A 25,801-nucleotide genomic window follows, 5' to 3' on the forward strand; every position below is an offset into this window, starting at 1 on the left:
AACCCTCACATGACCGGAATTCTCCATGATCCAGACAATCGGTAATCCCTGGCTTTGGGGCGGCTTCATTGCCGTCGTCATCGCCGCCCTGCTCATCGACCTGGTGCTGATGCGCCACGGTGGCCCGCACAAGGTGACCTTCAAGGAGGCCCTGCTGTGGTCGATCGGCTGGGTGGTGCTTGCCCTGGCCTTCAACGCCGGCCTCTGGTACTACCTGAACGAAACTGCCGGTACCGCCGTGGCCAATGAGATCGGCCTGCAGTTCCTGACCGGTTACCTGATCGAGAAGGCCCTGGCGGTCGACAACATCTTCGTGTTCCTGCTGATCATGGGCTACTTCGCGGTGCCCGAGACGCAGCGCCAACGCGTGCTGATCATCGGCATCCTTGGTGCCATCGTGCTGCGTACGATCATGATCTTCGCCGGCACGGTACTGGTGAACCAGTTCCATTGGCTGCTCTATGTGTTCGGCGCGTTCCTGCTGTTCACCGGCTGGAAGATGTGGTTCGCCGCCGGCCAGGAACCCAGCCTGGATGACAACCCGGCGCTGAAGTTCATGCGCAAGCACCTGCGTATCACCCACGAGTACAACGGCAACCGCCTGGTCGCCGAGAAGGATGGCGTGCGCTGGTTCACCCCTATGTTCGTGGTGCTGATCCTGATCGCGGTCACCGACGTGATCTTCGCGGTGGACTCGATCCCGGCCATCTTCGCCATCACCACCGACCCGTTCATCGTGCTGACCTCGAACGTGTTCGCGGTGCTGGGCCTGCGCGCGATGTTCTTCCTGCTGGCCGGTATGGCTGACCGCTTCCACCTGCTGCCGTACGGCCTGGCGGTGATCCTGGCCTTCATCGGTACCAAGATGCTGCTGATCGACCTGTACAAGATCCCGGTGCCGGTGTCGCTGGGCGTGGTTGCCGCGATCCTGGTCACCACCATGATCCTGAGCCTGAAGATCCCGCCGAAGCACAAGCACGGCTGATGAAAGCGGCCACCGGCGGGATTGTCCCGCTGGTGGCACGCCAGTTCCCGAACGCGGCCCCCTTGCAATCGTGGGGGGTGCCGCAATTCCTGATGTCATGGATACGCAGATCGCGCCTGACACCGGCAACCCGCCGGCCCGCAATGACCGCAGCCGCGTGCTGCGCGCCTTCAACCTGAGCCTGGGTTTCGTGCTGCTGCTGGTGGCGATGTTCGCCTTGCAGAGCAGCGGCTGGGACTGGCGGCCGTGGTCGGTGGCGCCGTTGGAAAGCCATGGCCTGCTTGGCCTGCTGGGCGCACCGTTGCTGCATGGTTCGATCGAACACCTGGGCGCCAATGCGGTGGCCCTGCTCATTCTCGGCACCCTGGCCGGCAGCGTTTATCCACAGGCAACTCTGCGCGCGCTGCCCTTGCTGTGGATAGGTTCCGGCCTGGGCGCGTGGCTGCTGGGTGACATCGGCAGCCATCACCTCGGCGCCAGCGGCCTGACCCACGGTCTGATGTTCCTGGTGTTCGTGCTGGGCCTGCTGCGGCGTGACCGCGCTGCCATCGCCGCCAGCATGATCGGCTTCCTGTTCTACGGCAGCATGCTCATCACCATCCTGCCGCACGAGCCGGGCGTGTCCTGGCAGTCGCATATGGGCGGCGCGGCAGCCGGCGTGATCGCCGCACTGATGTTCCGCCGCGTCGACCCGATGGCGCCACGCAAGCGCTACAGCTGGGAAGAAGAAGAGGAAGAAGTGCTGGCCGAGGCCGACGAGCTGGAGCCACCTTCCCCCGGCCAGGTGCCGGTGCTGTGGCAGCCGCGCGAAGGCCGCGACTACGACGTGGTGGTGCCGTTCCGGCGGCGCGATTCCAACGATCGGACTTGACTGCGGCGCTGGCTGCGAAGGCGGGTTTGGGCCAGATGCTGAAAGCGCTTACCCCTCCCCAACCCTCCCCTTTGCTTCGCAAAAGAGAGGGAGCCAAGAGCGGCATTGCAGCGACCTGGCAGGTCACGTGACCGCCCCCTCCCTTTGCCGAAGGCAAGGGGAGGGTTGGGGAGGGGTAGAGCCCTGCCGCAATCAGCTTCGCGGCCCCAACCGCTGCTACGGCGCGCCGTCCACGGCCTGGCGCCCCAGCGCCGGGTCATCGGTAAACAACGCATCAATCCCTGCCTGTAGATACGTCCGCATCTCGGCGACCGACGCCTCCGGATTGCGCGCGCTCTCCGCCCCTTGGCGCACTGCCGGCGGCAGGAACGGGTTTTCCGGGCGGAAGGTGTAAACCACCACCTGCAAGCCAGCCGCATGCGCATCGCCAACCAGTGCGGTGGGCTTGCCGAGGCCGCCCTGCGCATTCCATGGAATCACCATCCGCCGTTCCGGGCCGATCGCATCGGCATAAGCAGCGATATCAGCCAGGCCTGCCGGCGTCATCATCTGTGCATAAGTCAGTGAACCACCGGCCAGTTCCACGTCGGCCGGCTTCTGCGCCGGATCACCCAACAACTGCAGCAGGCGGATGTTGGAATCGGTGCCCAGCTTGCCATGCAGCGCGCGCAGGTTCGCGGTCTCGAACGACTGCACTAGGATCGGCGCCACCTTGGTATAGGCGTTGCCTTGCAATGCTGCCAGCAGCTTGTCTTCCATCGGCAGGCCGATGCCGCGGAAATAGCTGCCGTGCTTGATCTCCGGTGCCAGGCCGATGCCACGGTTGGCACGCCCCGCCTGCTGCACCAGGAAGGTGATGATCTCCTCCAGCGTGGCGATGCGGAACTGGCCGTCGAACGCGGTGCCACGCACCTGCGGCAAGCGCTCGCGTGCGTGGAGCGTCTTCAGCTCGGCCAGGGTGAAGTCTTCGGTGAACCAGCCTTCCACCTGTTCGCCGTCGATCACCTTGCGGGTGCGACGGTCAGCGAATTCCTCGCGTGTGGCGACATCGGTGGTCGAACCGATTTCGTTCTCATGGCGGGCCACCATCACTCCGTCCCGGGTCATCACCAGATCCGGTTCGATGTAGTCGGCACCGTCGGCGATGGCCTGTGCATAAGCGGCCAGGGTGTGTTCGGGCAGCAGCGCGCTGGCGCCACGGTGCGCGTACACCGATACCTGTGGATAACGCGTGGCGGCCTGGGTTTCCATTGCCCCGCAGGATGCCACGACCACGCCCATCAGCAACCAACCACACCACCTGGACACCCGCATCACTCCATCGCGCGTCGTCGCGCTGTCCCGTCAAAAGAGGGCGGCATTGTGAGGCCCTGATGTGACGTGCGTAAGTATTGCGATCGGTCGTCGCAGGAGCGGCCTTGGCCGCGAAGCGGATGCAGCCCACCGTGCAGGGAACATCTGCGATTGCAGGGTGTTCCATGGCTGTAACACTTTCAGCTTCGCGGCCAGGGCCGCTCCTACGCCAGCGAGCCATCTCGCTGTGTCACGCCTACTGCCAACGCCAGCCTTCGGCCGTGGCCTGCAAGCGTGCGGTGATGCCCACGGCCTGCAGGAACGCTTCATCGTGCGACACCACCACCAGCGTGCCGCTGTACTGCTGCAACACCGACTCCAGCGCCGCCAGCGCCTCCAGATCCAGATGGTTGCCCGGTTCGTCGAGCAGCAACAGCTGCGCCGGCGGATCGGCATAGAGTGCGCAGGCCAGCGCGGCCTTCAATCGTTGACCACCGCTGAGCTGCGCCGATGGCAGCTGCGCCTGCACGGCATCCAGCCCCAGCAACGACAGGCGGCTGCGCAGCTCGCCTTCTTCCATCGACCGATTGTGTGCACGCAGTCCCTCCACTGCACTGAGATCGGCGGGCAGCAGTTCCAGTTGCTGATCCAGCAGCGCCGCCGGCACCTGTACCTGCACATCACCGGACAGCGGTGCCAGCTGCCGGGCCAACACCTTCAGCAGCGTGGATTTACCCGCGCCATTGATGCCGCTGACCGCCACGCGCTCGCCACGGCGCAGCGCGATATCGAGCAGTTGCAGGGGCGCTGCGACATGCGGCAAGTGCACCTGCTGCAGCTGGGCAACCCATTCCGGTGCAGCTTTCTGCGGCGGCGGCGGTAGCAGCACCGGTGCTGCCTGCTCCATCTGTGCCTGCGCCTGGCGAACCGCGTCGTGCAGAACGTCGTGCCGCTGCTCAAGTTGTTGCCTGGCCTTGCCCAGGCTGGCCTCGGCCCGCTGCCGCTGCAATCCCAGCAGGATCGGCGCCTGGTTGGCATGCGCTGCCTCGCGCCTGCCGCGTGCGCTGCGCTGTTCCAGCCGCTGTTGTTGTTCGCGCAGGGCGTGTTCGCCCTTGCGGCGCTCGTGTCGACGCTGCTGCAGCAAGGCCTCGGCTGCGGCTCTTTCCATCGCACGCACCTGTGCATAACTGCTGTAGTTGCCACCGTGGCTGCGCAGGCCCTGCGGCGACAGCTCGACGATGCGTTCCACCTGTTCCAACAGCAGCCGGTCATGACTGACCAGCAGCACACCTTGCCCGCGTTTCTGCAATTGCTGCGCAAGCCATTGCCTGCCGGCGAGATCGAGATGATTGCTGGGTTCGTCGAGGATCAGCCACTGGGCCGGTTGCAGCAACGCACCGACCAAGGCCACGCGCATGCGCTGTCCGCCGCTCAAGTTGTCCACAGGCGTATCAACAGCCACGCCATGCAGGCCGGCGTCGGCCAATGCCTGTTGCAGCTCTTCGCGCAGCGTCCATTGCTCGCCTACCGCGTCGAAATCGGCTTGTTGCGAGCTGCCGTTTTCAATCCGTCGCAATGCATCCACCACGTTATCCACAGCGGCAAGTGCGGCGACACGTTGCCCGTTGGATGCAGCAACCTGCTGGGCGAGGTAATGCACGCGACCGATACGCCGGCACTGCCCGGCACTGGGCTCACGCAGACCGGCGAGCAGTTGCGCGAGCACGGACTTGCCCACGCCATTGCGCCCGACCAGACCGGTTGGACGGGCATCGAACTGTGCGTTGAGGTTGGAGAAAAGGCAGCGCCCATCGGGCGTGTGCCAAGCGACGCCATCGAGCGTCACAGAGAGGGGAGTTGTCATGCGTGGTTCCATCGATGCCCGAAGCACCCGGCCGCCAGCGGCAGCAGGGACTGGAAGGGACCGTCATCAAGACGGTGGCATCAATGGCGCATTGGACTGGCTCCGCAGGCGGGGGAATCCCGTAACGGGGCATAGCCTACTGCGGGAAAGCTGAATATGTCGCTTGGGATGGGCTCAGCGACGTTGGCTTCGAGGCCCCTCTCCCCTTGCGGGAGAGGGGTGGACGCAGTGAACCATCGCTCAGCACGACTTATCCACTGCGGAAAGCTCAGGCGTTTCCGCTGAGTTCTTGTGCAGGCAGCTGCGCTGCGCCTCCCCCTCTCCCCACCCCCTCTCCCGCAAGGGGAGAGGGGCTTTAGAGCGGCACATCACACTCAGCGACCGCCTCATTTCCCGATACAAAAACTCGAAAAGATCTTCCCCAGCAGGTCATCGGCGGTCATCCGGCCGGTGATTTCACCCAGTGCGTCGTGGGCCAGGCGCAGCTCTTCGGCGGCCAGCTCAAGCTGATCGTAGTGCAGCTGCGCATCGGCGACTTCCAGGTGCTCGGCGGCGCTGATGATGGCTTCGACATGGCGCAGGCGCGCGGAGAATTCTCCCTGCATGCCCTCGCCCGCGCTGTCGCTGGCTATCTCGCGCAGACGCGCGTGCAGTTGCTCCAGCCCTTCACCGTTGGCTGCCGACAGCGCGATGCTGTCGGCGCCCAGATCCTGCGGCCACTGCGGCAGCAGATCGCATTTGTTGAATATCCACAGCTGGCGCGCGGCTTGTGCCGCGGCATCGCCGATGGCCTGCCGCCCTGCCTCCGGATCGCGCGCATCCAGCACCACGATGGCCAGGTCGGCGCGCTGCATCTCGGCGCGGGCGCGGCGCATGCCTTCGCGCTCGATGGCATCGCCGCCTTCGCGTAGGCCGGCCGTGTCCACCAGCTCCAGCTCCAGGCCATCGATGCGAATGGTTTCGCGCAGCGTGTCGCGGGTGGTGCCGGCGATGTCGGTGACGATGGCGCGTTCACTGCCGGCCAATGCATTGAGCAGCGAACTCTTGCCCGCATTGGGCGGGCCGATCAGCACCGCGTGCAGGCCATCGCGCAGCTTGCGGCCACGCTCGGCATCAACGCGCAGTTGCTCCAGCAGCGCGCGCGCCTGTTCAATGCCGGCACGCACTTGCGCGCCGCCCAGTGTATCGAGCGGTTCGTCGGCGAAATCGATGGCCGCTTCGACATGGATGCGCAAGCGCACGAGTTGCTCGCCCACCTCTTCCACGCGGCGCGAGAACACGCCATCCAGCGAACGCCGCGCGGCGCGTGCGGCGCGCACGTCGCCCGCCGCGATCAGGTCGGCGATGGCTTCGGCCTGGGCCAGGTCGAGCTTGCCGTTGAGGAAGGCGCGCTCACTGAACTCACCGGCACGCGCCTGGCGCGCACCCAGCTCGATGCAGCGGGCAAGCAGCTGTCGCAATACGACCGGGCTGCCGTGGCCCTGCAGTTCCACCACGTCCTCGCCGGTGAAGCTGCGCGGACTGGGGAAGTACAGCGCGATGCCGTCGTCGATCACTTCACCGCTCGCATCGCGGAATTTCGCGTAGTGCGCATGACGTGGCTGCAACGCTGGACAGCCCAGTTCCATGGCGATGCGTAGCGACTGCGGCCCGGATACACGCAGCATGCCGACGCCACCGGCAGCGGGGCCGCTGGCAATGGCAGCGATGGTCTGGCCTGTGGACAAGTGGTTCATGGCTTATAGCTTCTGCAATTGCGAGCGTGCCTGCGCCGCACCACTGCCCTGCGGTTGCAGTTCCAGGTAGGTGCTGTAGGCCTGCTTCGCCTTGGCCGTGTCACCGGCATTGAAGTACGCATCGCCCAGGTTGAGGTAGGCCACCGCGCGAGAGGGATCGATCTTCAGGGTGTTCTCCAGCCAGCGCGCCGCTTCGCTGTAACGCTGCTGCCGGTAGTAGACGAAGCCCAGGTTGTTGGCCGCCTGCGCAAAGTCCGGGCGCAGCTTCAGCGCCTCGGTGAACTGCGCGACGGCTTCTTCGTAGCGCTTCTCGCGATACAGCTGCAAGCCGCGATCATTGGCCTGCTGCGCGCGTTGGCGGTCGGAGGTCGGCACCGCCGCCGGCACCACCAGCGTGCTCTTGCCACCTTGCAGGTCGGCCACGGTCACCGGCGCCTCGCCCTTCGGCTTGGCCTCCTGTACCGCTTCAACACGATGATTGAGCGCAATCGCGTCGGCCGAAAGCTGATCCGTATCGGCGTTGAGGAATTCCTGGCTGTCCGGCACCTGGAACACGAATTCACCGCCCTGCGAACCGGGCAGGCTGCCGAACGCTGGCGTCTGTCGTGACACCGCCGACACCGCCGGTGCCACATAGGCGGCCAGTTCGGTGCCGGTGATCAGGCCATCACCATTAAGGTCACCCTTGCCGCCCAGCGCCTGCAGCAGCACCCAGGTGAACACCGAATGCCCGTTCGGGCCGCTGTCGGCCACCTGCTGGTCAGCGCCACCGGCGGTCAGCATCTGGCGTGCGCTGCGCCGTGCGTTCTCACGTAGAAACGCCGATGACGATGCGCCGGCGCGGGTCAAACCCAGGCCGCTGTAACAGGCATCCATCACGAACATCACGTGCTTGGCCTGCATGCTCTCGGCGATGTTCTGGATGTCGGTCATCGCGATCGCATCGGTGGCGAACTCGTTGGGGTCCGAATCCACCGGGATGATGTAGCCCAGGTCGCGCCCGGAGGCGAGCTGGCGCGTGGCGCCGTGGCCGGCGAAGAACACGAACACGCGGTCGTTCTTGCCGGTGCGCTCATCGGCCAGGCGGTCGTGGAACGCGGCCAGGATGTTGTTGCGCGTGGCCTGCTGGTTCTTCAGCACGATCACCTGCGAGGATGGGAAGCCGAACTGCCCGGTCAGGGTATCGGCGATGGCCTGCGCGTCATGGCTGGCGTATTCGAGCCTGGGCCACTTGGCGTAGTCATCGATGCCGATGACGATCGCCCAGGATTTCTCGTAGCCGGTGGTCACCGTGGCATCGCTGGCTGCGCCCTTGCGCGCACGGCTGACGCTGAAGTCACGGCCGTTCCAGCCGGCGAACTGGTAACCGTCGGCGATCAGCCGGTCCAGGATCTGCGGCAGTGCCTTCACCGCGCGGTCGTGGATGTCATGGAACAGGATGATGCCCTTCTGCTCCTTCTGCACCTGCTCGACCACGCGCTGCACGATCGACTCCGGCACCGGGTCGGCCCAGTCCATCGAATCGATGTTCCACATGATCGACTTCAGCCCGGCTTCGTTCAGCAGCTGCAGGCCTTCGGCATTGCGTGCGCCATACGGGAAGCGGAACAGCGGCGCGCGGCGGCTATCCACACCCTTGAGCAGCGTGTCGGTGGCCAGCACCTGCTCGCGCAGCGCATCGCCGCTGGTGCGCGACAACTGCGCGTGGGTAAGGCTGTGATTGCCCACCGCATAACCCTGCTCCATCAGGTTGCGGCTGATGCCGGCCATCGGCCCGAGCTTGACCTGGCCATCGGCCTGCACCGCGCCGATGTTGCGGCCCACTTCGAAGAACACGCCCGGCACGTCATAACGCTTGAGGATGGCCACCACTTCATCGGTGTAGGCCTTGTGCGGGCCATCGTCGAAGGTCAGCACGACGGTCTTGGCCGGCAGGTCGCGGCCGAAGATCTCGCGCTCGCTGTCCTTCATCGACATCGGGTACGGCTCGATCACGCCGTAATCACGCAGGATTGCTTCGCGGCTGTACTGCGTGTGCAGGTGCGCGATGTAGTCGTCCCACTTCTCGCGCTTCAACTCGATGGCGCGGGTGCGCTCGAAGCGGCTGAAGATCCGGGTGATTTCCTGGTTGTAGTTGCGCTCGATCTCGTCCAGCGCCTCCAGGTCCTCACCGATGCGCTGGTGCAGCTTCACCGCCGGCAGGGACGAGTCCGCACCGACGCGCTCGTGCAGGTCACGCAGGGTTTCGCGGAACGCCAGGCGGTCGGCGTCATACAACTCCGGTGCCGATTCGATGTAATCCAGCACCGCGCCCAGCGTGGCGAAACGTTGTGGGCTGGCATCGCGCAACAGACTGTCGAACTGCGCGGCAATGGCTTGGCGCTGCTCCAGCCCATCGTGGAACAGCTGCTGGCCGATGCGGCTGGAGGTGTTGCGATCGTCCGTCGATTGCTGCGCCTCATCGGCCAGCAACACGATGATGCGGCGGTGTCCATCGAGCTGCTTCTGCAACGCTGCCAGCAACGGTGCGGCGGCCGGGTCGGCGACCGCAGCTGCCTGCGCGCTCGGCTGGCTCACCGCCGGCTGGCCCGGCGCGTCCTGTTTGCCGCATCCCCCGATCAGCAGCGTCAACAGCAGCGAGGGCAACAACAAACGCGGCGACAGCGACACACGGGGCATGGCGGGCTCGGATTCCGATTCGGGTGCGGGCGATTCTAACGCCGCATGCGAAAAGCCCGCCTTGCGGCGGGCTTTCTGCGATTACTTGGCTTCGACCTTGGCAACCGACGCATCTTCGCCGTGCTTCTTGATCATCCACCACTGCTGGGCCAGGCTCAGGCCGCCGTTGACCACCCAGTACAGCACCAGGCCGGACGGCATGAAGGCCATCATCACGCCGAACACCAGCGGCATGAACTGCATCATCTTCTGCTGCATCGGGTCCATGCCCACCGCAGGCGTCAGCTTCTGCGTGAACCACATCACCGCCATGTTGATCACCGGCAGGATGAAGTACGGGTCACGCGCGGTCAGGTCCTGGATCCAGCCCATCCACGGCGCCTGGCGCAGTTCCACCGATTCCACCAGCACCCAGTACAGGGCGAAGAAGATCGGCATCTGGATCAGCAGCGGCAGGCAGCCGCCCAGCGGATTGATCTTTTCCTTCTTGTACAGCTCCATCATCGCGGTCTGGAACTTCTGCTTGTCGTCGCCGTAGCGCTCCTTGAGCTGCGCGATGCGCGGCTGGAACTTGCGCATCTTGGCCTGCGACTTGAACTGCGCATTGGCCAACGGGAACAACACCATCTTCAGCAGGATCACCAGGCCGATGATCGACCAGCCCCAGTTGCCGACCAGCTTGTGCACCTGGTTCATCACCCAGAACAGGCCCTGGCCGATGACCGCCATCAACGAGAAGCGGCTGTAATCGACCACGCGGTCCAGGCCCTTCACGTCTTCCTTGGCGATCTGGTTGACCAGCTTCGGGCCCACCCACAGGCGTGCCTGGGTGCTGACCTTCTGGCCCGGGGCCACGGTGAAGCCCGGGCCGCTGGCTTCGATCACGTTGCGCGGACCGTTCTGCGCCAGGGTGTACAGCGCGGCCTGGTCGGCCTGCGGAATCCACGCGGTGAAGAAGTGATGCTGCAGCATCGCCGCCCAGCCACCGGTGATGGTGCGGTTGAGGGTGCCGTCTTCCAGATAGTCGGCGAACGCGCGGCGCTCATAACCCTCTTCCGGGCTGTACCAGGTCGCGCCGTTGAAGCTGAAGGAGTCCGGGTTGGTCATGCCCTTGCTGATCACCGGCGGCACGCGATCCAGCTTGCGGAACACGTAGCCCTGCCACGGGGTGGTGCCGGCGTTGACCACTTCGTCCTTCACGCTGATGGCGTAATCGCCACGCTTGAACACAAAGGTACGGTGGATGCTGACGCCATCCGGGCCATTCCACACGAACGGCACCTGCACCTCATTCTGGCCATCAGCCAGCACGACCTCGGTCACGCCCTGCGCCGGCTGGAAGCCGTTGGCGCCGGGAACCGGCGAGTTGGACTGGCTGGCCCAACCGGCGGTGGCGCTGTACGGATGCGCCTTGTCTTCGGTCAGCAGCTGCACCGGCGGGCTGCCGGCGGCCTTGGTCTGCGGGAACTGAAGCAGATCGGCATCCAGCACGCTGCGGCCGTCGATCACCGTCTTCAGCACGTCGGTGGTGACCGTCACGCGCGGTGCGGCGCCGGTAGCAGCGGCTTCAACGCCCGCCACTGCAGTGGCGGCGGGGACCTGGCCGGGCACGCTGGCCTGCGGCACCTTGCCTGCGTTCGGCGGCGCCAGATCGGCGTCATTGGCACTGGGCACGGCCGGCTGGGTTGCGGCAACGGTGGCCGGGTCCGGCGCGTTCTTCTCGCGACCCCATTCCATCCACAGCAGCACGGCCACCATCAGCCAGGCAAAAATCAGGAATACACGGGTCTGGTTCATCAGCAGGCAGGCTCGGCTCGGCCGGAAGAAGCTTCCGGCGCTTTCAAAGAAGGAAGAGGTTCAGCGCCCTCACGCGGCGGCATTGTGCCGTTCGCGTTCGCGGCGGGCAATGCGCCGGCACGGCGCAACAGGCGTTCAAACGCCTCTCGAATCTGTTGATTGCTGGCGGTCTTGGCCGCCGAACGGGCAACTATCACGTAGTCGCCACCGGCCAGGCACGGCCGAAGATGGCGTGTGGCATCGCGCAACACACGCTTGATACGGTTACGGCCGACCGCCCGCGTGTCCACCTTCCGTGACACAGCCAATCCCAGCCGGGCGGGAGAATCCGCTTTCAGCCAGTGGAGTGTCATCAGAGGGTCGGACACACGGCGGGCGCCGTTGAAGACCGATGTATATTCGGCACGCGTACGAACCCGCGCAGAGCGAGGAAATCGCTTGCGCGGGAAGGCACTGCTCACGATCGGATTTGCATTTGCCGCAGTGAGCGGCAAAGCAATCAAGCGCTGAGGACTTTGCGGCCCTTGGCGCGGCGACGCGACAGAATCTTGCGGCCGTCAGCGGTCTTCATACGTGCGCGAAAGCCGTGATCGCGCTTGCGCTTGAGGTTGCTGGGTTGGAACGTGCGCTTGGTGGCCATGGGGGCACCTGTATGAATGGGACGGAAAGAACCGGAAATTCTATATAGGCCGAGCCGCTTCGTCAACCATCAGTGACGCATCGATTTCACGGACCGGTGCATAGCTTGTGGATGAGGCTGTGAATAAATCCGGGACAAGCATTCCCGGTTCCTGCCTGCGGTGGTAGTCTGGGCTATCCACTTTCCCCCTTTCCGGCCTGTGGCCCGGCGACTTCCCGCGCCCGGCTGACAAGGCCTTAGATGACTATTTCTGATGGATGCCTGGTCCCTTTGCCTTGAACGTCTGGAGGCGGAATTTCCGCCCGAAGATGTCCACACCTGGTTGAAGCCGTTACAGGCCGACCAGCGCGCAGACAGTCTCGTGCTGTATGCGCCCAACGCCTTCATCGTCGAGCAGGTGCGCGAACGCTATCTGCCGCGTATTGGTGAATTGCTGAACCATTTCGCCGGTTTTGGCGAGGTGATGCTGGAAATCGGCTCGCGTCCGCGCGCGCCGGAACCGGTCGTCCCGGCCCCGCTGGCCGCGGTTTCGCACCCGGCCGCGCCGGTGGTGCCGTTCAACGGCAACCTTGACTCGCATTACACCTTCGCCAATTTCGTCGAAGGCCGCAGCAACCAGCTGGGCCTGGCCGCCGCATTCCAGGCGGCGCAGAAACCTGGCGATCGCGCACACAATCCGCTGCTGCTGTACGGCGGCACCGGTCTGGGTAAAACCCACCTGATGCTGGCCGCCGGCAACGCGATGCGCCAGGCCAATCCGGCCGCCAAGGTGTTGTATCTGCGTTCGGAACAGTTCTTCAGCGCCATGATCCGGGCGTTGCAGGAAAAGACCATGGACCAGTTCAAGCGCCAGTTCCAGCAGGTGGACGCGCTGCTGATCGACGACATCCAGTTCTTCGCCGGCAAAGACCGCACCCAGGAAGAGTTTTTCCACACATTCAACGCGTTGTTTGATGGCAAGCAGCAGATCATCCTGACCTGCGACCGCTATCCGCGTGAGGTGGAAGGCCTGGAGGCACGCTTGAAGTCGCGCCTGGCCTGGGGTCTGTCGGTGGCCATCGAGCCGCCGGATTTTGAAACCCGTGCCGCTATCGTGCTGGCAAAAGCCCGCGAACGTGGTGCTGAAATCCCCGATGATGTCGCGTTCCTGATCGCCAAGAAGATGCGTTCGAACGTGCGTGATCTGGAAGGTGCGCTCAATACGCTGACTGCCCGTGCCAACTTCACCGGCCGCGCCATCACCACCGAGTTCGCCCAGGAAACCCTGCGCGACCTGCTGCGTGCCCAGCAACAGGCCATCAGCATCCCCAACATCCAGAAAATCGTGGCCGACTACTACGGGCTGCAGATCAAGGATCTGCTGTCCAAGCGTCGTACCCGTTCGCTGGCCCGTCCGCGCCAGGTCGCCATGGCGCTGACCAAGGAGCTGACCGAGCACAGCCTGCCGGAAATCGGTGATGCCTTTGCCGGTCGTGACCACACCACCGTGCTGCATGCCTGCCGCCAGATCCGGACGTTGATGGAAACCGACGGCAAGCTGCGCGAGGACTGGGACAAGCTCATCCGCAAGCTCAGCGAATAAGCCGTCCACAGCGTGAGCAGCAGGTACAGGCACACGTTGGGCAGATTCAGCATCGAGGTTCCGGAGGGGAAGTAGTGGGAAGTGGCCAGCATCATGCCCCCACGCCGCACAGGCGTCATCGCACAAAACGGTGCATGATTCGGGGGCAGACGTTGGAGAATCTGTGGATAAAAATGCCTTTGAAAAACAGGGCAAAATTATCCACAGGCTTCCCCACCCGTTCCGGGCCAGTAGTACAGAGGGTTTCGAGTCAATTAAACCCTTTTAGAACAAACACTTGGGTGTGTTTTAAACCAAATCTGGCTCTACCAGCACCACCAAGCTTTTGATTTAACCCACATCTTTTAAAAGCATAGGGGCACGAAACCAAATGCGTTTCACACTGCAGCGCGAAGCCTTTCTCAAGCCGTTGGCCCAGGTCGTCAACGTGGTTGAACGCCGCCAGACTCTGCCGGTTCTGGCCAATTTCCTGGTTCAGGTTCAGGGTGGTCAGCTTTCGCTGACCGGTACCGACCTGGAAGTGGAAATGGTCTCCCGCATCGCGGTCGAAGATGCCCAGGACGGCGAAACCACGATTCCGGCGCGTAAGTTGTTCGAAATCATCCGCGCCCTGCCCGACGGCAGCCGGATCACGGTTTCCCAGACCAGCGAAAAGATCACGGTGCAGGCCGGCCGCAGCCGCTTCACCCTGGCCACCTTGCCGGCAAACGATTTTCCTTCGGTCGACGAGGTCGAAGCGACCGAGCGTGTCGCGGTGCCGGAATCGGCATTGAAGGAATTGATCGAGCGCACCGCGTTCGCAATGGCACAGCAGGACGTGCGTTATTACCTCAACGGCCTGCTGTTCGACCTGCGTGACGCCACCCTGCGCTGCGTTGCCACCGACGGGCACCGCCTGGCGCTGTGCGAAACCACGCTGGAAAACGGCAGTGGCGCCAAGCGCCAGATCATCGTGCCGCGCAAGGGCGTGACCGAATTGCAGCGTCTGCTGGAAGGCGGCGAGCGCGAAGTCGAACTGGAAGTTGGCCGCAGCCACGTGCGCGTGAAGCGCGACGATGTCACCTTCACCTCGAAGCTGATTGACGGCCGTTTCCCGGATTACGAAGCCGTGGTGCCGATTGGCGCCGACCGCGAAGTGAAGGTTGAACGCGAAACCCTGCGCGCCGCCCTGCAGCGTGCAGCGATTCTGTCCAACGAGAAGTACCGCGGCGTTCGCGTCGAAGTGACTCCGGGCCAGCTGAAGATCAGCGCGCACAACCCGGAGCAGGAAGAGGCCCAGGAAGAGATCGAAGCCGAGACCGTGGTCAGTGATCTGGCTATCGGCTTCAACGTGAACTACCTGCTGGACGCGCTTTCCGCGCTGCGCGATGAGCACGTGGTGATCCAGTTGCGCGATTCCAACTCGTCGGCGCTGGTGCGCGAAGCCAGCAGCGAGAAGTCGCGTCACGTGGTGATGCCGCTGCGTCTCTGACCGGCGTTCCACGTGAAACACGAAAAGCCCGGCGAAAGCCGGGTTTTTTGTTTTCGGATTTCCATTGCGCGCAATGTTCCACGTGGAACTGGGCCTGGGAGGGACGTTCTCCGGCAATTCCCTGATCCTGAATCAGCAGGCAGTCCAGCTGATCCACAGACAAACCGCTTTCTTGCGATACCGCACTGCGACACCCGCCGGTCCCGATGAAGCCAGGACTCCAGGGTCCCTATTCTCCTGGCCAACCGCAGGTGATCGAGAAATTGTGTGATCTCCGCTTGCCGGTGCTTCGTTTGATGCCGGCGTTGTCTAAACCGAATCCGACTTGCCGCGTCAGGTGTAAAGAGAACCTGATTGAAATACGGGAGTCTGCTGGCTTGATTGCGTTGCAACGCGGTCGGGCAGATGGCGCAAACGGGTTGCCGGAAGGTTCCTGGCCAGGTCCGCAGAGATCTTCGTACGCGATGGGATGCAGATGGGATTCCAGAGATCCCGGGATTTCGTGAAATCTGAAACATCGCCCTGGATCTAACCAACCAGAATTCAAAGATTTCGAACCGGTCTGAAGCCCGATCTGGTTGCCCGCTTTTTGCCAGCTCTATGCTTTAAATCTGAGATTAAATCAAAAGCTTGGTGGTGATGGTAGGAGCAGATTTTATGTAGAACTACCCTAAGTTGTTGTTATAAAAGTAGTTATTGCCATCGAAACCCCCTGTAGAAGTGCCCTTCTAGCCTGTGGATATCTGTGCATAAGCCTGGAAGGGCGACAAGGTGCCCTTTTTATCCACAGATTGCCAAAGTTATACACAGGGCTTGCCCCCAGAGCTATCCCGGCCTGAAGAAAGGTCGTTATTTCGTGAAGTCTGCAAAGGGGATGGCGCCGTGGCCGCTCAGATTTCAAGAAATCAGGTGTTGTTCCACGTGGCCAAGTTGCTATCGGCCCTGGAAGCTGGTGATGTCCGGGATGCTTTAAGCTGCGCGTCCGCCTGCTGCGGATGTCGTAGCGGCTTTCATGCTTTCTTCGAGCTTCAATGCATATCGTCCGAGTCGCCCTGAACCACGTCCGTCGGTTTGATTCGGTGGAGTTCTCTCCGCTTCCGGGCATCAATCTGATCACCGGCGCCAACGGCGCTGGAAAAACCAGCCTGCTCGAGGCATTGCACCTGATGGCGTACGGCCGCAGCTTCCGAGGCCGGGTGCGTGACGGCCTGGTGCAGAAAGGCGCCGAGAACCTGGATGTTTTTGTGGAATGGCAGGAACAGCCGGGCGGGGACGGTAGCGGCGTCAATCGCAAGGCGGGCATGCGGCATAGCGGCCATGCCTGGAAAGGCCGGCTGGACGGTGAAGATGTTCCACAACTGGGCACACTCTGCGCGGCCTTGGCAGTGGTGACCTTCGAACCGGGCAGCCACGCCTTGGTGAGCGGGGGCAGTGAGCCCCGCCGGCGGTTCATCGACTGGGGACTGTTCCACGTGGAACCTGATTTCCTGCCGCTGTGGCGCCGCTACACGCGGGCTTTGAAGCAGCGCAACGCGCTGTTGAAGGCCGGAGCACCCGGTAAACAGCTTGATGCCTGGGACTGGGAGCTTGCCGAGGCGGGAACCCCGCTGACTTCGCGCCGGCAGCAGTACCTGGAGCGCCTGCAGGAACGTGCCGTGGCCATTGCTGCTGAGCTGGCGCCGGGCCTGGAACTGCAGACGCTTGAACTACAGCCGGGGTGGCGCCGGCACGAGATGCCGTTGGCCGATGCACTGTTGCTGGCCCGGGACCGGGATCGCACGGCCGGCTATACCTCGGTGGGACCGCACCGGGCGGACTGGAGCGTGGGTTTCGCCCAGATTCCTGGACGTGACGCTCTTTCGCGCGGACAGGCCAAACTCACCGCACTGGCCTGCCTGCTCGCACAGGCGGACGATTACGCGGCGCAACGCGGCGAATGGCCCGTGATCGCACTGGATGATCTTGGTTCGGAGCTGGACCGCAATCACCAGCAACGGGTGCTGCAGCACCTAGGCGCTACGCCGGCGCAGGTGTTCATTACTGCAACGGAGATTCCGGCAGCGTTGCAGGAACAACTGCGTCCGGCAGCCATGTTCCACGTGGAACACGGCGCAGTTCTTGTTGTGAACTGAAGCTTCAGGGCGGAAATCTGCCCGGCGGGTATAATCGGTACGCAATCCCCTATCTCTCATGCACCTGCCCTTCGGGACGGGTGCGTGACCTGCGGAGCCCACGGCAAGCGCAATGAGCGAACAACAGAACACCCCAGCCAGCAATGGCAACTACGACGCCAACAGCATCACCGCCTTGGAAGGCCTGGAAGCTGTCCGTAAGCGTCCCGGCATGTACATCGGTGACGTCCATGACGGCACCGGTCTGCACCACATGGTGTTCGAGGTTGTCGACAACTCCATTGACGAAGCCTTGGCCGGCCATGCCGACAGCGTCGTGGTCACCATCCACGCCGACAACTCGGTCTCGGTTTCGGACAACGGTCGTGGTATCCCGACCGGCAAGCACGAGCAGATGAGCAAGAAGCTCGACCGCGAGGTTTCCGCGGCCGAAGTGGTGATGACCGTCCTGCATGCCGGCGGCAAGTTCGACGACAACAGCTACAAGGTTTCCGGCGGCCTGCACGGCGTCGGCGTCAGCGTGGTCAACGCCTTGTCGGAAAAGCTGCTGCTGGACATCTACCAGGGCGGTTTCCATTACCAGCAGGAATACAGCCACGGCGCGGCAGTCACCCCGCTAAAGAAGCTGGAGGCCAGCACCAAGCGCGGCACCACCCTGCGCTTCTGGCCTTCGACGTCGGCGTTTCACGACAACGTGGAGTTCCACTACGAAATCCTGGCGCGCCGCCTGCGCGAACTTTCGTTTCTCAATTCCGGCGTCAAGATCGTCCTGATCGATGAGCGCGGCGAAGGCCGTCGTGATGATTTCCATTACGAAGGCGGCATCAAGAGCTTCGTGGAGCATCTGGCGCAGGTGAAGACGCCGCTGCATCCGAACGTGATCTCGGTGACCGGCGAGCACAACGGCATCGTTGTGGAAGTGGCGCTGCAGTGGACCGATTCCTATCAGGAAACGATGTACTGCTTCACCAACAACATCCCGCAGAAGGATGGCGGTACCCACCTGGCCGGCTTCCGTGGTGCGCTGACGCGTGTACTGAACAACTACATTGAGCAGAACGGCATCGCCAAGCAGGCCAAGATCAACCTGACCGGCGATGACATGCGCGAAGGCATGATCGCGGTGCTGTCGGTCAAGGTGCCGGATCCGAGCTTCTCCAGCCAGACCAAGGAAAAGCTGGTCAGCTCGGATGTGCGCCCGGCCGTGGAAAACGCCTTCGGCGCGAAGCTGGAAGAATTCCTGCAGGAAAACCCGAGCGAAGCCAAGGCCATCGCCGGCAAGATCGTCGATGCTGCGCGTGCCCGTGAAGCCGCCCGCAAGGCGCGCGATCTGACCCGCCGCAAGGGCGCGCTGGATATCGCCGGCCTGCCGGGCAAGCTGGCCGACTGCCAGGAAAAGGACCCGGCGCTGTCGGAATTGTTCATCGTCGAGGGTGACTCGGCAGGTGGCTCGGCCAAGCAGGGCCGCAACCGCAAGAACCAGGCGGTGCTGCCGCTGCGCGGCAAGATCCTCAACGTGGAACGTGCGCGCTTCGACCGCATGCTGGCCTCGGACCAGGTCGGCACGCTGATCACCGCGCTGGGTACCGGCATTGGCCGTGACGAATACAACCCGGACAAGCTGCGTTACCACAAGATCATCATCATGACCGACGCCGACGTCGACGGCGCGCACATCCGTACGCTGCTGTTGACGTTCTTCTACCGTCAGATGCCGGAGCTGATCGAGCGCGGTTACGTCTACATCGGCCTGCCGCCGCTGTACAAGATCAAGCAGGGCAAGACCGAGTTGTACCTGAAGGACGACCCGGCACTGGATGCCTACCTGGCCAACAACGCGGTGGAAAATGCCGCGCTGATTCCGGCCACCGGCGAGCCGCCGATCGAAGGCGTGGCGCTGGAAAAGCTGCTGCTCACCTACGCCAACGCGCAGGACGCAATCGATCGCAACGCGCATCGCTACGACCGCAGCCTGCTCGAGGCACTGGTCGATTTCACCCCGATGGACCTGCAGCACCTGCGCACCGCCGCTGCCGGCGAAGGCCTGGAAGCACTGGCCAGCAAGTTGAACCAGGGCAGCCTCGGCACCCCGCGTTTCACCTTGACCCTGCAGGAGCCGAACGAAAATCGTCCGGCCGCCGTGCTGGTCACGCGCCGCCACATGGGTGAGGAACACATCCAGGTGCTGCCGCTGGCTTCGTTCGAATCGGGTGAACTGCGTGCGCTGCACCAAGCCTCGCAGCTGCTGCACGGCCTGATCCGCGAAGGCGCCACGATCAACCGCGGCAACCGCAGCACCGAGATCACCGGCTTCGCCCAGGCCCAGGCCTGGTTGATGGAAGAAGCCAAGAAGGGCCGCCAGATCCAGCGCTTCAAGGGCCTGGGTGAAATGAACCCGGAACAGCTGTGGGATACCACCGTGAACCCGGATACGCGCCGTCTGTTGCAGGTGCGCATCGAAGATGCGGTGGAAGCGGACCAGATCTTCAGCACCCTGATGGGCGATGTGGTTGAACCGCGTCGTGACTTCATCGAGGACAACGCCTTGAAGGTCATGAATCTGGATATCTGACACAATCCAGACGCAACAGCGGGCGCCAGCATCTCGCGGCGCCCGTTTTTTTTGCCCGTCCGCTGCTCATCACAGGTCTGCGATGTCCGTTCCCCCAACGCTTCCGACTTCTCCCACGTCTGCCGCATCCCCCAACGCCGGCTCGCCGGTCGCCGGTTTCGGCCTGGATCTGCTGATCGGCGTGGCGACCCTGCTCGGCCTGAGCCTGTTCTGCAGCGTGGTCTGGGGGTTGTGGCGCGGCGTCGAAGTCGGGATGGAAGCTGCCCGCTCCGGCGCTGGCGCGCCGCAAGCCCAGGAAATGGTCGGCCTGCTCGGCCAACCCGGCGCGCTGGCACAGATGCTGATCGCCCTGTTCGCCACCGGCGGTGCAGCGCTGCTGCTGTATTTCTGGCGTCGTCGCGCCAGCCCGGCCGAACGCCAGCTCTCCCGCCAGGCCGCATTGCGGCCCTCGACCTGGGCATGGACGGTGATCGTTGCTGGTGCGGTGTTCGCCGGCAGCAGCCTGATCGGCGTGGTGGCCAAGCAGTTCGGCATCGAACCGGTGCCCACCAACCTGCCGTTGATGGAACAGGCCTTGGCCAACTACCCGGTTTTCCTGGTGGTGTTTGCGGTGTTTCTGGCGCCGGCATACGAGGAAGTCCTGTTCCGTCGCGTGTTGTTCGGGCGCTTGTGGGCCGCCGGCCGGCCTTGGCTGGGCCTGGTGCTGAGCAGTGCCGCATTCGCGCTGGTGCATGAAATCCCGGGCACCAGCCCCAACGGCCTGCCGGAAATGATCCAGCTGTGGCTGGTGTACGGCGGCATGGGTGCGGCGTTTGCCTGGTTGTACCGCCGCACCGGCACGCTCTGGGCCGCGGTGGGTGCGCACGCAATCAACAACGCCATCGCGCTGGCTGCGCTGGTGTTGTTCGGCGCGCAATAAGCGACCGCGGTTGACGAAAAATTAAGCAAGTTGCTCGCACACTGCGAGTCATGAATGTGGGGGATCGATCATGAAGGCTGCTGTCTTTGCCCTTGCCACGCTGCTCATGCTCAGTGCGTGTGCGACGACGACCTCGCCTACTGGCCGTCGCCAGGTAGTGGGCGGTGTTTCCCCGCAGCAGCTGGATCAGCTCGGTGCCCAGGCCTTCACCGAAACCAAGGCCAAGCAGACCCTCAATCGCGATGGCAGGCAGAACGGCTACGTGCAATGCGTGGTCAATGCGCTGGTTGCGCAGCTGCCGCCACAGTACCGGGGCGTACGTTGGGAAACGGCGGTTTTCGTCGACAAGGAACCCAATGCCTTTGCCCTGCCCGGCGGCAAGGTCGGCGTGAACACCGGCATCTTCACCGTGGCGCGCAACCAGGATCAGCTGGCGGCGGTCATCGGCCACGAAATCGGCCACGTCATCTCGCGCCACCACGAAGAGCGCATCACCCGCCAGATGGGCGCGCAGACCGGCTTGGGCATTCTTGGCGCGCTGGCAGGCGCGGCGTATGGCGACGGCGCGGCCAATACCGTCAGCCAGCTCGGCGGGATGGGCGCGCAGACCATGTTCCTGCTGCCCGGCTCACGGACCCAGGAAAGCGAGGCGGATGTGGTCGGCCAGCGGCTGATGGCACAGGCCGGGTTTGATCCGGCCCAGGCCGTGAACCTGTGGCAGAACATGATGGCCGCCAGTGGCGGGCGTTCCCCGCAGTGGCTGTCGACCCACCCGGATCCGGCCAACCGCATACGTGAATTGCAGCGGGATGCCCCCGCTCTGGAGCCGATCTACCGCCAAGCGCGGCAGTCGGGCATCGTCCCCAAATGCGGATGACAGGGCATTTTGTTGCAGTACACCAACAGAAGTGATTTCTCCGTCAAATATTTTCTGATACGTTTGCCTGCTCGGTTCATTACCGATTGTCCGAATTTTTGCCGCCACGGCGGTTTCATCGAGGTGAAACATGATCTTCCGCAGCCATAAACAAGCCGTGCTTTCCGTCCTGATCGCAACCGCGCTTGGTGGTGTTGTGGTGGCTGATGCCGTGGCCCAGTCGCGTTCGTCTGACCGCAGCGAGCGCCGTGGCAACAAGGAAAGCGCCAAGGCGGAAGTACTGTTCCCGGAAGCCACCCGTCAGGAGCCCAGCGTCAAGGCATCCTCGAAGATGGGCGGCAAGCTGCAGAAGCTGTTCGCCGCATACAACAAGGACGAGTACGCGGAAACCCGCACGCTGGCTGATGAAATCATCGCTGCCGAGGGGGCCAACGAATACGACAAGGCTGTTGCCAATCAGCTGGCTTCGCAGGCCGCGTACAACCTGGATGACATTCCGGCTGCCAAGAACTACCTGCAGCAGGCCATCAACCTCAATGCACTGGACAACAACGGCCACTACCAGGCACTGCTGATGCTGGCCCAGCTGCAGCTGCAGGACGACCAGTACGCCGAAGGCCTGGCCAACCTGGACAAGTATTTCGCAGAGTCCAAGTCCAACAAGCCCGAGGAACTGGTGATCAAGGGCCAGGCCCTGTACCAGACCGAAAAGTACGCCGAAGCGATCCCGGTGCTGAAGGCCGCCATCGCCGCCTCGCCCGAGCCGAAGGACACGTGGAACCAGCTGTTGATGGCGTCCTACGCTGAAGCTGGCCAGACCGGCGAAGCGGTCAAGGAAGCCGAAGCACTGGCGGCCAAGAACCCGGCCGACAAGAAGGCCCAGCTCAACCTGGCCAGCATGTACATGCAGGCCGACCAGATGGACAAGGCTGCCGCAGTGATGGACAAGCTGCGCGCGGCTGGACAGCTCACCGAAGAGCGCGAGTACAAGCAGCTGTACTCGATCTATGCCAACACCGAGAACAAGGAACGGGACGTCATTGCGGTGATCAACGAGGGCCTTGAAAAGGGCATCCTCAAGCCGGACCACCAGGCTTATCTGGCACTGGCGCAGTCGTACTACTACACCGAGCAGGTGCCGCAGGCGATTGATGCGTGGCAGAAGGCTGCCCCGCTCTCCAAGGATGGTGAGACGTACCTGAATCTGGCACGTGTCCTGCATGCCGAAGGTCGTATTCCCGAAGCCAAGCAGGCCGCGCGTGACGCGAAGGCCAAGGGCATCAGGAACCCGGCCGATGCTGACAAAATCATCAACCTGAAGTAAGCAGGAATAACGCCTGAACAGCTGTATTTGTGATGCGCAGCTGGTCAGGATTGGTATAAGCTTGGAGGTTCCTGCGGTGTCATGCACCGCTGAATCAGGGGCGTCAAAACAACGCCGCCCCGGCCCCACTAACGAGTTCTTGGCGCATGACGGAACAACTGGTCTTCCACCACAGGTATGACAGCGAAAAAGAAACGGGCCTGAGCTGGCCTCGAATCGCTGGCATTGCCTTTGTAATCGCACTTCATCTGGCTGCTTTGATGATGCTTCTGATCCCGGCTGTGGCTCCCAAGGCCGCTGCGGAGAAGGAACGCAACGTCATGGTGACGCTGGTCGACGCACCGCCGCCGCCACCGCCGCCGCCGCCGCCGCCGCCGCCGCAGGATATCCCGCCGCCGCCGGTCAAGAACCTGTCGCCGCCGAAGCCCTCGCCGCTGCCGCCGCCGCCGGAAGCTCCGGTGGTCGACGTGCCGGAACCGCGTCCGAACGACGTGGTGACGCCGCCGTCGCCGCCGTCGCCGCCTGCCCCGCCGGTTGATATCCAGGCCAGCGTGGACATCTCGTCCAAGAACATGAACCCGCCGCGTTACCCGCCGGCCGCTTTCCGCGCCGGTATCCAGGGCGAGGTCATCCTGATCATTGATGTCGACGCCAACGGCAATGTCACCAATGTGTCCGTCGAGAAGTCCAGCCGTAACCGCGACCTCGACCGAGCTGCAATGGAAGCGGCACGCAAGTGGAAGTTCAACCCCGCCTCGAGCGGTGGGACGAAGGCAGCTGGTCGCGTTCGCGTCCCGGTCAACTTTGCGCTGAGCTGATTCGCGTGGCGGCCGGTTCTGGCCGCCCACGGAGCTGCTCGACTTTAGCTACACCCTTTAACACCACACACAACAAAGGTAAGCGTCATGCTGCAGGAAATTTTCATCGCCGCTGCTGCCGGGGGCAACGCAAACAACGCTCTCTCGCAGATGGGCTTCGAGCACCTGATCCACGAAATGACCTCCAAGCCGGGTGACTTCGCCGTTTCCTGGGTCGTGCTGCTGACTCTGGTGGCGATGTCGGCCATGTCCTGGTACTGGACCGTCATCAACATCTTCCGCTCCACCCGTCTGAAGGCCGCAGCTGATCGCGTGCCGGGTCAGTTCTGGGATGCCCCGAACGCCCAGGACGCCATCCGCGCCATGGAAGAGCAGCCGGCTTCGGAGCCGTTCTCCAAGATCGCACTGGACGCTGCCCAGGCTGCCGCCCACCACCAGCAGGCTGGTGCCGGCGAAACCCTGAGCCGTTCGGAGTTCGTTGACCGCGCTCTGCGTCAGGCCGTGACCCGCGAATCCAACAAGCTGCAGGGCGGCATGATCCTGCTGGCCACCGTCGGTGCAACCGCTCCGTTCGTGGGTCTGCTGGGTACCGTGTGGGGCATCTACGGCGCGCTGATCAAGATCGGTGCAACCGGTTCGGCCTCCATCGACGCCGTTGCCGGCCCGGTGGGTGAAGCACTGATCATGACCGCCATCGGTCTGTTCGTGGCTATCCCGGCCGTGTTCGCCTTCAACTTCTTCAGCAAGATCAACAGCGCCACGATCAGCAAGTTCGATACGTTCGCTCACGATCTGCACGACTTCTTCGCCACTGGCTCGCGCGTTCGCTGAGCCAGTAAGCCGAGCAGTCATCGCAACGATATAGACGGAGCCCGTTATGGCTTTCAGTAGTGGCAACAGCAACGGCCCCATGGCCGACATCAACGTGACGCCCCTCGTGGACGTTATGTTGGTGTTGCTGATCATCTTCATCATCACGGCTCCCCTGATGTCCCACAAGGTCAAGGTGGAGCTGCCCGAGGCCAACTTGATCCAGGATCCGGAAGCTGCGCAGGATCGGAAGAACCCGATCACGGTGGCAGTCAAGGAAGACGGCAAGCTCTACTGGAACGACGAGGAAGTCTCCAAGGAGACTTTGGAATCGCGTTTCGCCACTGCTGCCCAGCAGACGCCGCAGCCGCCGCTGAATCTTCGTGGTGACAAGACCACGAAGATGAGCGTGATCAATGAAGTGACCAAGATCGCGCAGGGCCAGGGCATGCTGGATGTCGGTTTCGTTGCCACCAAAGAAAAGGGGCAATAAGACATGGCTTTCAGTAGTGGTGGTAACAAGGGCCCAATGGCCGACATCAACGTCACGCCCCTCGTGGACGTGATGCTGGTGCTGCTGATCATCTTCATCGTGACCGCGCCGATCATGACGTATCCGATCGCCGTGGATCTGCCGCAGCGGGTTATCAATCCGCCGCCGCAGCTGCGTGAGCCGCCGCCGCCGATCGATCTGCGTGTGGATGCGAGCAACCAGGTTTACTGGAACAACAGTCCGGTGAATGTGGCTGACCTGCAGCAGAAGATGGAAGAAGAAGTACAGAAGGATCCGACCAACCAGCCGGAACTTCGCATCGAAGCCAGCCCGGATTCGGAGTACGACGTCATGGCCAAGATCCTGGCCCAGGCGAAGAATGCTCAGATGAAGAAGATCGGTTTCGTGCAGTGACGTAATACCCAAGTCATGACGCGACTGGAAAACGCCCTCGGAAACGGGGGCGTTTTTTTGTGTCTGGAATATGCGTTCGCCGATGCCTTGGTGGGGATTTTCCGGCTGCGAAGTTGACGTACGTGTTGGTGTCGAGTCGTCGTGATCCACAACATCAGGCGATGTTGCGCTGTGGTTTCATCAGCGCGATGTCTTCAGCGTGGGATTACGGGTACCTGGGCGGATTCAAGTTGCTGATAGTCGCTGGAACTGTGCCGATTGAAGGGCGGCAGTCATCGATTGTGGCGCCAGGGCAATTGGCCGGATGTCGGCGGTAGTTGGTTGTGCCGGCTTTGCAGCTGAAGCCGCTCCCACGGAGGCTGGGTGTTGCTGAGTTGTGGATAAGCCTGCAATTGCAGGAATGTCGGCGGCGTTGGGCTTGCCGGCTTCGCGGTGGAAGCGCTTCCTGCAGAGGGACGCCATTTTCAGTGAAATTGTGGATATGTCTGTAGTTGCAGGCATGTTCGCGGGCTTTGGCCCCTGCC

Annotated in this window: 20 protein-coding genes; 13 read left to right on the top strand and 7 right to left on the bottom strand. The window is 63.1% G+C overall.

The window, feature by feature from the left end; translation table 11 throughout:
* The first annotated feature begins 28 nt into the window (after window positions 1-28).
* Entirely contained in the window at window positions 29-985 is a 957-nt protein-coding gene (locus tag LR961_RS00155) for a TerC family protein (RefSeq protein ID WP_232149123.1), read from the top strand.
* Window positions 986-1,082: 97 nt separating this feature from the next.
* Window positions 1,083-1,856 carry a rhomboid family intramembrane serine protease gene (locus tag LR961_RS00160; RefSeq protein WP_232146350.1) on the top strand — a complete coding sequence of 258 codons (774 nt, stop codon included), beginning with the start codon at window positions 1,083-1,085 and terminating at the stop codon, window positions 1,854-1,856.
* 216 nt (window positions 1,857-2,072) lie between these two features.
* Here the strand turns inward: LR961_RS00160 and LR961_RS00165 are convergent, their stop codons facing one another.
* The 7 genes from LR961_RS00165 to rpmH all read right to left on the bottom strand — a co-directional run bounded on the left by LR961_RS00165 (window position 2,073) and on the right by rpmH (window position 11,865).
* Complete coding sequence (locus LR961_RS00165) at window positions 2,073-3,107, bottom strand: glycerophosphodiester phosphodiesterase family protein (RefSeq protein ID WP_232149124.1); 1,035 nt, start codon at window positions 3,105-3,107, stop codon at window positions 2,073-2,075.
* 298 nt (window positions 3,108-3,405) lie between these two features.
* Entirely contained in the window at window positions 3,406-5,013 is a 1,608-nt protein-coding gene (locus LR961_RS00170) for an ATP-binding cassette domain-containing protein (RefSeq protein ID WP_232146358.1), read from the bottom strand.
* Between the two features lie 386 nt (window positions 5,014-5,399).
* Window positions 5,400-6,749: a tRNA uridine-5-carboxymethylaminomethyl(34) synthesis GTPase MnmE gene (gene mnmE / locus LR961_RS00175; RefSeq protein ID WP_232146360.1), complete on the bottom strand. Its 1,350-nt coding sequence runs from the start codon at window positions 6,747-6,749 to the stop codon at window positions 5,400-5,402.
* Between the two features lie 3 nt (window positions 6,750-6,752).
* Window positions 6,753-9,428 (bottom strand): tetratricopeptide repeat protein, encoded by a 2,676-nt coding sequence (locus LR961_RS00180; protein WP_232146362.1) that lies wholly within the window; start codon window positions 9,426-9,428, stop codon window positions 6,753-6,755.
* Window positions 9,429-9,509: 81 nt separating this feature from the next.
* Window positions 9,510-11,225, bottom strand: coding sequence for a membrane protein insertase YidC (yidC, locus tag LR961_RS00185; protein WP_232146365.1), 1,716 nt, complete (start codon window positions 11,223-11,225; stop codon window positions 9,510-9,512).
* Window positions 11,225-11,686, bottom strand: a complete 462-nt coding sequence (gene rnpA / locus LR961_RS00190) for a ribonuclease P protein component (protein ID WP_232146367.1) — start codon at window positions 11,684-11,686, stop codon at window positions 11,225-11,227. Before rnpA ends, yidC begins: the two co-directional genes overlap by 1 nt.
* 38 nt (window positions 11,687-11,724) lie before the next feature.
* Window positions 11,725-11,865, bottom strand: a complete 141-nt coding sequence (gene rpmH / locus LR961_RS00195) for a 50S ribosomal protein L34 (RefSeq protein ID WP_006404565.1) — start codon at window positions 11,863-11,865, stop codon at window positions 11,725-11,727.
* 253 nt (window positions 11,866-12,118) lie between these two features.
* Between rpmH and dnaA the strand changes: the two genes are divergently transcribed.
* The 11 genes from dnaA (at window position 12,119) to LR961_RS00250 (ending at window position 25,277) form a co-directional block, all read left to right on the top strand.
* Complete coding sequence (gene dnaA, locus LR961_RS00200; RefSeq protein ID WP_232146369.1) at window positions 12,119-13,447, top strand: chromosomal replication initiator protein DnaA; 1,329 nt, start codon at window positions 12,119-12,121, stop codon at window positions 13,445-13,447.
* A 370-nt stretch (window positions 13,448-13,817) separates the two neighbouring features.
* On the top strand, window positions 13,818-14,918 hold the full coding sequence (dnaN, locus tag LR961_RS00205) for a DNA polymerase III subunit beta (protein ID WP_232146372.1): 1,101 nt from the start codon (window positions 13,818-13,820) through the stop codon (window positions 14,916-14,918).
* Between the two features lie 1,031 nt (window positions 14,919-15,949).
* Window positions 15,950-17,050: a DNA replication/repair protein RecF gene (gene recF / locus LR961_RS00210; protein WP_232146374.1), complete on the top strand. Its 1,101-nt coding sequence runs from the start codon at window positions 15,950-15,952 to the stop codon at window positions 17,048-17,050.
* Between the two features lie 112 nt (window positions 17,051-17,162).
* Entirely contained in the window at window positions 17,163-19,622 is a 2,460-nt protein-coding gene (gene gyrB / locus LR961_RS00215) for a DNA topoisomerase (ATP-hydrolyzing) subunit B (protein ID WP_232146376.1), read from the top strand.
* Window positions 19,623-19,704: 82 nt separating this feature from the next.
* Window positions 19,705-20,541: a type II CAAX endopeptidase family protein gene (locus LR961_RS00220; RefSeq protein ID WP_232146378.1), complete on the top strand. Its 837-nt coding sequence runs from the start codon at window positions 19,705-19,707 to the stop codon at window positions 20,539-20,541.
* 70 nt (window positions 20,542-20,611) lie between these two features.
* Window positions 20,612-21,418 (top strand): M48 family metallopeptidase, encoded by an 807-nt coding sequence (locus LR961_RS00225; protein ID WP_232146380.1) that lies wholly within the window; start codon window positions 20,612-20,614, stop codon window positions 21,416-21,418.
* A gap of 130 nt (window positions 21,419-21,548) precedes the next feature.
* Window positions 21,549-22,742, top strand: a complete 1,194-nt coding sequence (locus LR961_RS00230; RefSeq protein ID WP_232146382.1) for a DUF4032 domain-containing protein — start codon at window positions 21,549-21,551, stop codon at window positions 22,740-22,742.
* 260 nt (window positions 22,743-23,002) lie between these two features.
* Window positions 23,003-23,560 (top strand): energy transducer TonB, encoded by a 558-nt coding sequence (locus LR961_RS00235; protein ID WP_232149125.1) that lies wholly within the window; start codon window positions 23,003-23,005, stop codon window positions 23,558-23,560.
* An 87-nt stretch (window positions 23,561-23,647) separates the two neighbouring features.
* Window positions 23,648-24,391, top strand: a complete 744-nt coding sequence (gene exbB / locus LR961_RS00240; RefSeq protein ID WP_232146383.1) for a TonB-system energizer ExbB — start codon at window positions 23,648-23,650, stop codon at window positions 24,389-24,391.
* A 46-nt stretch (window positions 24,392-24,437) separates the two neighbouring features.
* Window positions 24,438-24,863: a biopolymer transporter ExbD gene (locus LR961_RS00245; RefSeq protein ID WP_232146386.1), complete on the top strand. Its 426-nt coding sequence runs from the start codon at window positions 24,438-24,440 to the stop codon at window positions 24,861-24,863.
* A gap of 3 nt (window positions 24,864-24,866) precedes the next feature.
* Window positions 24,867-25,277, top strand: coding sequence for a biopolymer transporter ExbD (locus LR961_RS00250; RefSeq protein ID WP_232146389.1), 411 nt, complete (start codon window positions 24,867-24,869; stop codon window positions 25,275-25,277).
* Window positions 25,278-25,801 lie beyond the last annotated feature (524 nt).

Origin of the sequence: Stenotrophomonas sp. SY1 (assembly GCF_021202945.1) — a bacterium.
Classification (GTDB): Bacteria; Pseudomonadota; Gammaproteobacteria; order Xanthomonadales; family Xanthomonadaceae; genus Stenotrophomonas.

Coding starts and splice junctions, on each gene's coding strand:
- LR961_RS00160 (WP_232146350.1), top strand. CDS start 1,083: ATGGATACGCAGATCGCGCCTGACACCGGCAACCCGCCGGCCCGCAAT.
- LR961_RS00165 (WP_232149124.1), bottom strand. CDS start 3,107: ATGGAAACCCAGGCCGCCACGCGTTATCCACAGGTATCGGTGTACGCG.
- LR961_RS00170 (WP_232146358.1), bottom strand. CDS start 5,013: ATGACAACTCCCCTCTCTGTGACGCTCGATGGCGTCGCTTGGCACACG.
- mnmE (WP_232146360.1), bottom strand. CDS start 6,749: ATGAACCACTTGTCCACAGGCCAGACCATCGCTGCCATTGCCAGCGGC.
- LR961_RS00180 (WP_232146362.1), bottom strand. CDS start 9,428: ATGCCCCGTGTGTCGCTGTCGCCGCGTTTGTTGTTGCCCTCGCTGCTG.
- yidC (WP_232146365.1), bottom strand. CDS start 11,225: ATGAACCAGACCCGTGTATTCCTGATTTTTGCCTGGCTGATGGTGGCC.
- rpmH (WP_006404565.1), bottom strand. CDS start 11,865: ATGGCCACCAAGCGCACGTTCCAACCCAGCAACCTCAAGCGCAAGCGC.
- dnaA (WP_232146369.1), top strand. CDS start 12,119: ATGGATGCCTGGTCCCTTTGCCTTGAACGTCTGGAGGCGGAATTTCCG.
- dnaN (WP_232146372.1), top strand. CDS start 13,818: ATGCGTTTCACACTGCAGCGCGAAGCCTTTCTCAAGCCGTTGGCCCAG.
- recF (WP_232146374.1), top strand. CDS start 15,950: ATGCATATCGTCCGAGTCGCCCTGAACCACGTCCGTCGGTTTGATTCG.
- gyrB (WP_232146376.1), top strand. CDS start 17,163: ATGAGCGAACAACAGAACACCCCAGCCAGCAATGGCAACTACGACGCC.
- LR961_RS00220 (WP_232146378.1), top strand. CDS start 19,705: ATGTCCGTTCCCCCAACGCTTCCGACTTCTCCCACGTCTGCCGCATCC.
- LR961_RS00225 (WP_232146380.1), top strand. CDS start 20,612: ATGAAGGCTGCTGTCTTTGCCCTTGCCACGCTGCTCATGCTCAGTGCG.
- LR961_RS00230 (WP_232146382.1), top strand. CDS start 21,549: ATGATCTTCCGCAGCCATAAACAAGCCGTGCTTTCCGTCCTGATCGCA.
- LR961_RS00235 (WP_232149125.1), top strand. CDS start 23,003: ATGATGCTTCTGATCCCGGCTGTGGCTCCCAAGGCCGCTGCGGAGAAG.
- exbB (WP_232146383.1), top strand. CDS start 23,648: ATGCTGCAGGAAATTTTCATCGCCGCTGCTGCCGGGGGCAACGCAAAC.
- LR961_RS00245 (WP_232146386.1), top strand. CDS start 24,438: ATGGCTTTCAGTAGTGGCAACAGCAACGGCCCCATGGCCGACATCAAC.
- LR961_RS00250 (WP_232146389.1), top strand. CDS start 24,867: ATGGCTTTCAGTAGTGGTGGTAACAAGGGCCCAATGGCCGACATCAAC.